This is a genomic window from Angustibacter speluncae (genome assembly GCF_054777815.1).
Genome location: NZ_BAAHAF010000196.1, coordinates 1 through 10,474 on the forward strand (window position 1 = coordinate 1; position 10,474 = coordinate 10,474).

10 protein-coding genes and 1 pseudogene are annotated in these 10,474 nt (G+C 76.4%); 1 reads left to right on the forward strand and 10 read right to left on the reverse strand.

Going from position 1 to position 10,474, the window contains the following annotated elements; all coding sequences use genetic code 11:
- On the forward strand, positions 1-1,401 hold a 1,401-nt coding region (locus tag ACYVKY_RS21135; protein ID WP_460436957.1), incomplete at its 5' end, for a CHAT domain-containing protein.
- A 19-nt stretch (positions 1,402-1,420) separates the two neighbouring features.
- On the opposite strand, the gene ACYVKY_RS21140 is transcribed toward ACYVKY_RS21135, so the two are convergent.
- The 10 genes and pseudogenes from ACYVKY_RS21140 to ACYVKY_RS21185 all read right to left on the reverse strand — a co-directional run.
- On the reverse strand, positions 1,421-1,675 hold the full coding sequence (locus ACYVKY_RS21140; RefSeq protein ID WP_460436958.1) for a response regulator transcription factor: 255 nt from the start codon (positions 1,673-1,675) through the stop codon (positions 1,421-1,423).
- A gap of 5 nt (positions 1,676-1,680) precedes the next feature.
- A complete protein-coding gene (locus ACYVKY_RS21145) occupies positions 1,681-2,811 on the reverse strand; it encodes an NADase-type glycan-binding domain-containing protein (protein WP_460436959.1) in 1,131 nt (376 codons plus the stop codon).
- Positions 2,808-3,449, reverse strand: a complete 642-nt coding sequence (locus ACYVKY_RS21150) for a phage tail protein (protein WP_460436960.1) — start codon at positions 3,447-3,449, stop codon at positions 2,808-2,810. The genes ACYVKY_RS21145 and ACYVKY_RS21150 overlap by 4 nt, the downstream gene beginning before the upstream one ends.
- The gene (locus ACYVKY_RS21155; RefSeq protein WP_460436961.1) at positions 3,437-5,380 is read right to left on the reverse strand and encodes a baseplate J/gp47 family protein; all 1,944 of its coding nucleotides are present in this window, start codon (positions 5,378-5,380) and stop codon (positions 3,437-3,439) included. Before ACYVKY_RS21155 ends, ACYVKY_RS21150 begins: the two co-directional genes overlap by 13 nt.
- Positions 5,381-5,394: 14 nt before the next feature.
- A complete protein-coding gene (locus ACYVKY_RS21160; protein ID WP_460436966.1) occupies positions 5,395-5,754 on the reverse strand; it encodes a GPW/gp25 family protein in 360 nt (119 codons plus the stop codon).
- A 43-nt stretch (positions 5,755-5,797) separates the two neighbouring features.
- The gene (locus ACYVKY_RS21165) at positions 5,798-6,190 is read right to left on the reverse strand and encodes a PAAR domain-containing protein (protein WP_460436962.1); all 393 of its coding nucleotides are present in this window, start codon (positions 6,188-6,190) and stop codon (positions 5,798-5,800) included.
- A gap of 34 nt (positions 6,191-6,224) precedes the next feature.
- Positions 6,225-7,949, reverse strand: a complete 1,725-nt coding sequence (locus tag ACYVKY_RS21170; protein ID WP_460436963.1) for a type VI secretion system Vgr family protein — start codon at positions 7,947-7,949, stop codon at positions 6,225-6,227.
- Positions 7,942-8,631, reverse strand: coding sequence for a CIS tube protein (locus ACYVKY_RS21175; protein WP_460436964.1), 690 nt, complete (start codon positions 8,629-8,631; stop codon positions 7,942-7,944). Before ACYVKY_RS21175 ends, ACYVKY_RS21170 begins: the two co-directional genes overlap by 8 nt.
- The gene (locus ACYVKY_RS21180; RefSeq protein WP_460436965.1) at positions 8,628-9,062 is read right to left on the reverse strand and encodes a phage tail protein; all 435 of its coding nucleotides are present in this window, start codon (positions 9,060-9,062) and stop codon (positions 8,628-8,630) included. The genes ACYVKY_RS21175 and ACYVKY_RS21180 overlap by 4 nt, the downstream gene beginning before the upstream one ends.
- Positions 9,063-9,122: 60 nt before the next feature.
- Positions 9,123-10,474: pseudogene (locus tag ACYVKY_RS21185) on the reverse strand (hypothetical protein); the annotation flags it as partial.

The window sequence follows — 10,474 nt, forward strand, 5'->3', positions numbered from 1 at the left end:
CGGGCGCGCGGCGCACCCACCGCCTCGGTGCTGCGCGCGTGCCGCGCGGGCCTGGACGACCTCGACGGCCACCGTGCGACGCTCGCCTCGACCGAGCTGCGGGCGCTCGCGTCGGGCCACGGGGTCGAGCTCGCCCTGGTCGGCCTGCGCGCGCTGCTTCCGGACGCGTCGCCCGTCCGCGTCCTGGGGTGGCTCGAGCTGGTGCGCGCCGCAGCGTTGAGCCGCGTCGCGCGCGTGGCACCGGACGCGGGGGCGTTCGACCGGTTGCGCGCCCTGCACGCCGACCTCGACGCGGCCCGGGAGGCGGGTGCGGCCGACCGGGCCGACCGGCTCCTGGCGCGACTGACCCAGGAGGAGCAGCGGCTGCGCGAGGACGCCTGGGCCGCACCGGGTTCGGTGGACCCGGCCGCGCGCGTGCCTCCTGCGGTGCTGCGTCAGGCGCTGGGGGCCCGCACGCTGGTCGAGCTGGCCGAGCTCGACGGCGACCTGCTGGCGGTCGTCGTGTCGTCGTCCGGCGCGCGCCTCGTCCGGCTCGGACCGGCGGCCGACGCGCAGCGCCTCGTGCACGCGGTGCAGTTCGCCCTGCGCCGGCTCGCGGCCGGCGGCGGTGCGTCGGCACCGGCGGTGGCCGCGACCGTGCACCGGGGCTTCGACCGGCTCCGGACGCTGCTCGTGGACCCCCTGGGGGTCGCGCCGACCGCGCCGCTCGTCGTGGCGCCGGTCGGTGCGCTGCAGCGCGTCCCGTGGTCGGCGCTGCACGAGGGGCCGGTGTCGGTCACCCCGTCGGCGTCGCTGTGGGCGCGCACCGCCCGCCCGTCGGCCCGCCCCCCGGACCGGACCGGCGCGACGCTGCTCGTCGCCGGTCCCGGGCTGCCCGGCAGCCACGACGAGGTCGGGCGCCTCGCCGGCCTGCACCCCGGCGCCACCGTGCTGCGCGACCCCGCCACGGTGCCTGCCGTCCTCGACGCGTTCGCCGGCGCCGGTGTGGCGCACCTGTCGTGCCACGCCCACGTCCGCAGCGACAGCCCGCTGTTCACCTCGCTCGTCATGGACGACGGACCGCTCACGCTGCACGAGCTGCTGGCCACCGCCGCCGGTCGCGGCGTCCCCGAGGTCGTCGTCCTCGCCTCGTGCGAGTCGGGCGTCGAGGCGGCGGCGCCGGGCGACGAGCCGCTGGGGTTCGTCAGCACGCTGCTCGCGCACGGCAGCCGGGGCGTGGTGGCGAGCTCGGTGCTGGTGCCCGACGACGCGGCCGTCCCGCTCATGGTCGGGCTGCACGCCGGCCTGGTCGAGGGGCGCACCGCGTCCGACGCGCTGCACGCGGCGCGCGCCGACCTCGACCGCGACGACCCCCGCACCCTGGTGGCGTGGTGCGCCTTCTCGGCCTACGGCGCGGGCTGAGCCACCCGGTCGGAGGTCGTCAGACGACCCCGGCGCGCACCGCGACCGCGACCGCGTGGGTGCGGTTGCGCAGCCCGTTGCGGGTGGTGAGCTCGTAGAGGACGTTCTTGATCGTGCGCTCGCTGTAGCAGAGCGCCTTGGCCACCTCGCGGGTGGACAGGCCCTGCGCGAGGAGCCGCAGGACGGCCAGCTCGCGCTCGGACCACACGGGCGACGCCGGCACCACGGACAACCCGGTGCCGAGCGGGGCGAGAGGAGTCGTGCTGATGGTCATCTCGGTCACTTCCTCACGTGGAACGAGACCTCGGTCAGGCTGGCGTCCTGCCCTTCCTGACCTGGGTACACGTCGACGATCGTCATGGTCAACAGGGTCACCGCGGACGCGGTGAGGTCGTGGCTGCGGAAGTCCGCGGTGTCCTCCAGCTCCAACCGGGTCGAAGTGGACGCACCGGACACGTCGACGGTGTCGACCTGCAGGGTGCGCACCCGCGGTTGCCGCGCGAACTCGGTGTCGGTCGCGCCGTTGTGCACGCCGACGGCCGCGAGGTCGGTGGGAGAGGCGAACTCGACGGTCAGCGTCGCCCCGATGCCGGGGCCCTCGAGACCCTCGGACCAGTAGGACGAGCTGTTGGCGTCGACCGCCGCGAGCGGTGGGTGCGCCTGCACGACCGGGTCGGACGTCGCCCTGGCCGGGGTCACCGCGACCAGGTCGGGCGAGAACCGCAGCCGCAGGCTGTCGTAGGTGTCGAAGGCCCAGGCCGTGGCGGTCGCCCGCATCGGTGAGAGCCCGAACCCCAGCAGCGACAACGCCATCAGCGGGATCGCGAGCTTGCCGAGGCTGATCCGGGTGGGCATCCGCAGCCGCCGGCGGCTGCGGCGCTGGTGCATCGCGTGCCGAGTCCAGGACGACGGCCGCTCCCCCGCCGCCCGTGCCCGAGCCGCGCGGCGGCCGCCGGGCCACCACGGCCGGACCCAGCGGTCGAACCACCCCGTCCGGGGAACCGCCGCGTCGGCGAGCGGCGCGCCGCACGCCCGGCAGTAGAACCGGCCCGTGGCGTTGCCGGAGCCGCACGCGCCGCAGAAGTGGTCGGACGGCCCGTCCGGCACGGCCCGTCGCGGACCCGGGCGCGCGGCCTCGGCCTGGGGCGCCCGGGGCTGCGACCCGAGGGCCGGTCCCGTCGCGGGGGGCACGTGCTGCGTCGGCACCAGCGGCTGCGGCTCCACGGCGACGACCGGGGCAGGTGCCGGCGCGCTCGCCGTCCGGGTGCCGGCGTGGGCCGCGGTGGCGACCGGGACGGCCGTCGTGCCCGGCGCGGGTGCCCCCTCCCACTCCAGGAACGCGCTGCACGAGCCGCAGAACGTGTCGCCGGTCTCGTTGGCGCTGCCGCACGAGGTGCAGGTGATGGTCATGTCGGGTCTCCTCCCCGCAGGTCGGCGGTGATCGGGTGGGTCGGTGGGTCGGCGTCGGGGGCCGGTGGCTGCCGCGGGACGAGCTCGTCGGACGACCCGCCGTGGAAGGCGATCGCCACCCGCAGGTGGGCGGGCGTCGCGCGCCGCACCAGGCGGCGCACCAGGACGTGGTCGCACGGGCCGTGCACGTGCACCTCGACCTCGCCCGGAGACACCGTGCCGGCCGGCGCGGTGGTGGCGCCGCCCGCCGTGGTCGAGGTGACCACCCAGCCCCCGTCGCGCACCTCGACGTCGGCGCCGCACAGCCGGCCGACCTCCTCGGCCAGGGCGGCGACGGTCCCGCGGCGCGCCCCCAGGTCGGCCGCGACCGGCAGCAGGGAGCGCAGCGCCTCCTCGCGGGCCCGGTCGTCGCGGTCGTCCGGCGGTGCGCACACCCAGTGCCCCAGCCAGTCGAGGAAGTCGGCGGGCGCGGTCGCGGGGTCGAGGTAGGCGGGCAGGTTGTCGTAGGCGACGAGCGCCGCCGAGAGCACGTCGTCGAGCGCGTCGGTGAACCGCCGCGCGTAGTCGTCCGACGCCACCACCGCGGGCAGCGCGCGCGCGACGGGCACGGGCGTCGGCTGGGGGGTCAGTCCTCGCACGGCGTCACCCGCACCTGGTGGTCGTAGCCGAAGACGAGCGCGGCCGGCTCGATCGGGAGGGTGCGGGTGGCCTCCTCGCGCCGGCCTGTCACCGGGTCGGCCGGGAACAGGCGCACGTCCTCGACGACGTCGACACCCCGCACGCGCTGGAGCACCGCGTACACCTCGCCGTACTGCACCGGGCGGCCGAACGGCCAGCCGCGACCGTCGGTCCCGCCGTGCACGGGGTCGTGGTGCCGGTACAGCGCCTCGACGGCGGCGGCCCGCACCGCCTGCGGCGCGTACCCCGGGAGCGACCGCAGGTGCGCGACGACCGTCAGCCCCCGGTACGTCGGCGGCTCCACCACGACCCGCGCCCCGATGACGCGGCGGCGCTCCAGCGCGTCGGCGACGCGGTCGAGCGTGTCCTCGTCGGGCTGCAGGTCCTCGAACGGCCGGCGCGAGCCGCCGTCGCCGGTGGCCGGCACCAGGAGCACGTGCACCGTGCCGTCTTCGTCCGGGACGCAGCGCACGCGGGCGACCTCGGGGGCCGCCGCCAGCGAGATCTGCTCGTAGTCCTCGGGAGTCACGGCGCGGTGGGTGCCGCGCAGCTCGAGCGGACCGCGCACCCGCGCGTTGTCGAGGGTCTCGCAGTCGCGCCCGCCGCGGGCCGCGACCCGGTTGCCGACCCGCGACACGTACGGGATGGACGAGCGGAGCACCTCGAGCGCGTGGGCGCTCACGTTGCCGCCCGCCCCTCCGCCGCAGCGGTACTCGCGCACCCGGACGGTGGCGCCCCGCGCGGGGACGGCGCCGTACTGGCGCAGCCGCCCGTCCTCGAGCCGCACGCACGGACCGAACTCCACGGTGCCCGCGACCGGGTCGAGCACGACGTGCCGGTCGTCCGGACCGCTGTCGGCGAAGGAGTGCACCCGGGTCCAGGACTGCCAGCCCTCGTCCTCGTCGGACACCTCCACCACGAGGGGGTCGTCGGTCGGCAGGACGGGGGTGGCAGCGACCGCGAACCGGCCGCCGGGGATCCCCTCCGCGGTGCCCAGGACCTCGTGGCGCACCAGCCGGGCGTTCACCGCGCCGACCGTGCCGCCGACGGTGAACGCGGTCGCGTCGCGCAGGCGGGGCGAGGCCGTGTACCGCGGTGCGCCGTCGGCGCGGTCGACGACCCGGGCGCGCAGCCACCCGGCGCGCAGGCCGGCGACCACCGACGCGGTGTGGTCGGCGGGCAGGTGCAGCACGACGTCGCCGGCGCGGTTCAGGGCGCGCGTGCCGTCGCGCTCGACGTCGCACGCCACCCAGCCGTCCGCCGTCCAGGCCTCCCAGACGAGCGGGGGCCGGTCAGGGTCGATGCCGAAACCGTCCACGTGGCAGTCGATCCGCAGCGCCACCGCGCACGACGGCGCGGCGTCGGTGAGCCCGAACAGCAGGGTCTCCCCGGTCTCGGGCACCTCCGAGAAGCAGCGCACCCAGGGACCGCCGCCGAGCTCCTGGCTGTGGTCGGCCCCGCGACCGCGCACGTCGACCGTGCGCAGGCCGACGAGGTGCACCGGCACGATCTCCAGGTCGCCGGTGGTGCCGAACACGACCGGCTCCGCCTCGGGCGCGCGTCGCGTGGCCACCTCGGTGCCGGCGGGCACGCGGACGACGTCGCGGCGGGGGGCCGACAACCAGAACGTGACGGGCGTCCTGGCCGCGCTGGCCGGGAACAGCCGGACGCCGATGAGCTCCAGGAACTTCACGTAGTGCAGGTCGGGCACGCGGTTCAGCCGGTAGACGACCTGGTCGGCCACCGCCGCGAACGCCTCGATCAGCGTGACGCCGGGGTCGGAGACGTTGTGGTCGGTCCACTCGGGGCAGCGTCGCTGCACCATCCGCTTCGCGTCGTCCACGAAGTCCTGGAAGCGGCGGTCGTCGAGGTTGGGGACGGGCAGGGCCATGGTCAGGTCCCCTCTCACTCGTGCTCGGGGATGGAGTAGAACGGGAAGACCAGGTTGCGCTGGTCGTTGGTCGACCGGATCACGTACGCGACGTCGACCAGCAGGGTCGAGGGCGACACCGGGTCGGGGCGCACGTCGACGTGGGAGACCTCGATGCGGGGCACCCAGTGGGTGAGCGCGCGCTCGACCTCGGACGCGACCGAGCCGCACAGCGTGTCGTCGACCGTCTCGAACACCAGGTCGTGGATGCCGCAACCGAACTCGGGCCGCATCGGCCGCTCCCCGGGCGCGGTGCCGAGCACCAGGAGCATCGCCTGCTCCACGTTCGCGCTGCCGCTCACCATGGCGGTGCCGCCCGCGGGCGTGACGCCCATCGGGAAGGCGAACCCGGTGCCGACGAAGTCGGTGGTGACCACGTCAGCCCCCCACCAGCACGGTCGCGGCGGTGCCGACCAGCGTCGCGCCCGGCAGGCCGCAGGCGGTGCAGGCGTCGCCGGAGCGGGCCAGCGGCGTACCTCCCGCGAGCACCGTCGCGCTCCCCTGCACGACCACGCCGGTCTGCGTCGGCGGGGCGAGGAACGGGTCGCTCGGGTGCAGGCCGACGTGCGGCGGCGTGCAGGTGCCCTGGGCGCCGACGACGACCACCGGGGTGCCGCCGACCTGCACGCTGGCGCAGGTCCCGGTCGTCACCGGCGCCGAGAACGGCATCGGCGGACCCGGTTGCGGCGCACCGGACGCCGGGTTCGGCACCAGGTGGATCGCGCAGGTCGCCGTCACCTTGTCGCCGAGGACCGCTGCGGGCGAACCCATGTCGTGGCTCCTTCTGCTGTCGTCGTGGGTGTGGTCAGTTGAGCTTGATCAGGCCGCCGGAGACCTCGACCTGGGGTCCGCCGTCGATGCTCACGCCGGAGCCGCCCTTGAGGGTGAGCGAGGTGCCGGCCTCGAGCGAGATCGAGCCGTCGCTGGTGACGGTCACCTCGCTCGACCCGGTGATGCTCACCGCACCGGACGAGCTGATCGTGATCGTGGTGTCCGACTGCTTCAGCGCGATCCGCAACGAGTCGTCGCCGCTCACCAGCGCCGCGCCGCTCTTCGCGTCGTCGTCGAGGAAGACCAGGCGGTGGCCCGCCCGGGAGACGAAGCCGCGCCGCCGGACCGCACCGGTCGAGCGGTCGACGAGGTCGTCGCCGAGCCGCGGCAGGTCGACGCCGTTGTAGAGGCCACCCACGACGTACGGGCGGCGCGTGTCGCCGTGCTCGAAGGCCACCAGCACCTCGTCACCCACCTCGGGGAGCCAGACGGCCCCGCGGCGGTCGCCGGCACCCAGCTGGGCGAGCCGGGCCCACCACGACTCGTAGTCGTCGGCGAGCCACGGGAAGGTCACCTTCACCCGTCCCGCGCCGTCGGGGTCGTCGACGTCGGTGACGACCGCCGGCACCACGCCCGGCACCGTCGCGCCGGGTGTCGCTCCCCCGGTGAGGCGCAGCAGCGACCGGTCGTGGCGTCCGCTGATCCCGAGGTGGGTGCGGTAGCCGCGGGAGTCGTGCACGTGCCGGGCCGAGGTGAGGGTGTAGCGGCCGTCGAAGGGCCACCCCGCGTGCCCGATCGAGACCGCGCAACCCGCTCGCAGCCGCGGGTCGCCCAGCGCCACGCCCTCGGCCTCGGCGTGCACGCTCGCCAGGCTCTCGGCCAGGGCTCCGGCGACGGCGTCCGCCTCGCCCTGGTCGGCGATCGGGCGGGTCACGCTGACGTGGCCGGCCGACCCGAACGCACCGGACAGCTCGGACGGCGAGATCGCCACGGCGGCGGCGACCGTCGCCGCCCGTGCCCGCCCCACGACGGCCTGCTTCGAGCGGGGGTCCCAGCCGCGCACCACGACGTCGTCGACCTGGGCACCGGCGGTGACCCGCGGCCGGAAGGCGAGCAGGTTGCTGCCGACCTTCAGCTGCAGCGGCGCGGCCTGCTCGTCGAGCGCGCGCGACGGGTCGGGGGCCTCCTCGGCCCCCGTCGGCCGGCGCCACTGCAGCCGGCCGTCCTCGACCGTGAGCTCGTGCCCGGTCTCGCGCGCCCGCGCGGTGAGGAACTCCCAGTCGGTGGTGTTCACCTGCGACACGTGGTCGTGCGTCGGGCCTCCCGCCGCGACCGTGCCGAGCGGGACGCCGGCGCGACCGGCGACGCGGCGCACCAGGTCGGCGTCGGTGACGTCGTTGTACGTGGCGGTGCGACGGCCCCGGCCCAGGCGGTGCGACACGTCGTACCCGCGCAGGACGGCGGTCGAGCCGTGCTCGTCGAGCTCGCGCTCCAGCGAGGTGATCTCGGCCTGCACGAGCCGGGTCTGCGTCCCGTCGCCGAGCCGCGTGGTGCCGATCTCGCAGGTGCTGCCGATCCGCACCCCGAGGGTGCGCAGCAGGTCGTGGCCGGGGTCGACGAAGGTCACCTGCAGCATGTCGGGCTGGTGCAGCCGGGTGTCGACGACGACCTCCAGCACCTTGGCGGCGAGCTCCTCGCGCAGCGGGGTGCCGTCGATCGTCACCACCGGGCGCGTGCCGTACGAGCGGATCTCAGCCACGGCCGGCCCTCACGGCCTCGCGGGCGTCCGCGATCGGGGGCAGCAGCAGCGCGGTGCCCCGCGGCACCCGGCCCGGGTCGTCGATGCCGTTCGCGTCGGCGACCGCCCGCCACAGACCCGGGTCGCCGTACTCGCGCTGGGCGACGGCCGCCAGGTCGTCGGCGCCGGCCACGACCGCCCGCTTGCGACCCACGGGGCCGCCCGAGGTCGGGTTCGTGCGTCCGGGCTCGAGGGTGTGCTCGGTCATCCGCAGGTTCACCTTGGCCCGCACCGGCGTGCCGTCGGGCGCGAACATCGTGTGGTCGACCTTGAGCCGGTCGATGTGCAGCGGCCCCCACGAGCGCCCGCCCCACTCCAGCACCAGCAGCGGGGGGGACGGGACGTCGGCCTCGCGCGACGTCGCGGTCGAGCGCGTCCAGGTCACCAGCTGCACCAGCGCGTCCGGCACGCTGCGGCCCGGGTCGTCGACGGAGTCCAGGACGATGTCCATGATGTAGGTGACGGGCTTGGCGCCGGTGAACTCCGGTTCGGGCGAGTTCTTCGCGCCGCGGGTGGGTCGGCGCTGCCAGGTCGCGCCCGTCCGCATCGTCAGCGTGGCGGGGTTGTAGTGCAGCGGGAGCGGCTTGCCGCCGTCGCCGCCCTGCGGGACCAGCCTCGCCCGCACCAGCGCCCCGCCGCTCACGACCCGCTCATCACGAAGCCGTTGTGCGCCAGCTCGATCGTCTCCTCCGCGGCGGCGCTGGTGGCAGACGCGAGCCGCGGACCGGTGTAGCGCACCGGCCACACGCCCTCGAGGTCCCACCGGGCGACGACCTTGCCGTTGCCGTCGTGCACCAGGACCGACGCCGTGGTGCGCGACAGGGTGCGGCGCACCTCGCTGAACCAGGTGGCCAGCTTCGCGCTGTCCTCGTCGACGGGTCGGGTGATCCGCACGTTCGCGTAGGTGACGCCGGCGGGCAGCTTGTGGGCGTGCTCGCTGTTGCCGCCCTCCTTGAACTCGTGCACCTCGTAGTGCGCGTCGAGCCCCTGGCAGGCGGTCACGTGGTGCAGCGTCAGCGCGCCGATCTTCGCGGAGAAGCGCAGCGCCAGCGCGGGCTCGTGCGGTGTGGCCATGCACACAAGAGCGCTGCGCGGCTGCACAGATACACCCTGCTGCGGGCGGGTGCCGCCGGCTCAGTCGGCCAGCAGCGCGGCGCGCTCCCGCTCGACCAGCAGCTCGCGCCGCAGCCGACGCACGACCTGGTCGTAGACCGCTGCGGCAGAGGCGTCCTCGACGTCGTCGTCGAGGTCGTCGTGATCGAGGTCGTCGAGGTCGTCGCGGCCCCGTGGCGAGCGCCCGTGCTCGTCGGGGGTCGCCCACCACGGGACGTCCGGCTCGGGCGCGTGCGCCGCGTCCTGCAGCCGGGGCGCGGCAACCTGCGTGTCGTCGTCGCGCGGACGCAGCAGCTCCAGGACCGCCGTGACGTCCGGACGCTCCGGTGCACCGGCGTCGACGACAGGGTCGGGCAGGTGTGCGGTGTCCCGCCGACCGGCTGGGACCTCGGGTGCGTCGTCGGTGCCGAGGCGCAGCACGTCGCCGGGCTCCTCCACCTGGACGTCGGGTGCCCGCACGTCGTCGGGCACGGCGGCCGAGGCCGCCGCGACGAAGGCCGCGAGCCCCTGCACCGGTCCGGCCCGCTCGGTGCGGTCGGCGGGGCCGTGGGACGTGGTCGACGACCCGTCGCGCGGCTGGTCGGACGCCCGCAGCGGCGCCCCGACCCGCAGCACCCGCCGGACCGGCATCGTCGCAGCTGCCGGGGCCGCCCGCGGCGGTCCGACCGGCGTCGAGGTCGGCGCGTCGACCCCGGCCGGCTCGGCGCCGTCCGGCTCGGACCGAGGCAGGTCGGCGGTGCGGGGTCCGGGCGTCCTCTGCTGGGACCCCGGGAGCGCGGGCGCGGGGAGCGCGGGCGCCGGGAGCTCGGGCGCCGGGAGCTCGGGCGCGTGGGTTGCGTCCCGCCGCTGACCGCGAATCGTCCGACTTCCGGCCTCCGCGACCCCCTCCCGACGCCGGATGTCGGACGATCCGGCGTGGTGGGGTGGGGCGCCGCGGTCTCGCCCGGAGTCTCGCGCGATGGGGTGACGCAGGTCGGCGAGCGGCCCGTCGGCGAGCGGCTGGGGCTCCGCGGCCGGCTCGTCGAGCGCCTCGAGGGCGGGCACTGGGTCGGGCTCGGGGTCGGTCTCGGGCCCGGGCTCGTGGGCGGCGCCGTCAGCGGGAGCGTCGGCGAGTGCGTCGGCGGGCTCGTCCTGGTCCGGCTCGTCGGCGGGCTGGTCGCTCGGCTCGGCGTCGGCGGCCGGGGCCAGCGGCCACGGGACGCGCCTCGGGCGGGCGGGTGGCAGCGGCGTGACCGGCTCGGGTGCCGACGTGGCGACGGCGGGCGGCTGCTGGGCGGTGGTCCGCGCGGCGGGCTGCGGCGGCGCCGTCGGCTCGGTCTGCGGTTCCGCCGGTGCCAGCGTCCCGGAGCGGAACCAGTCCGGGACGCCGGAGG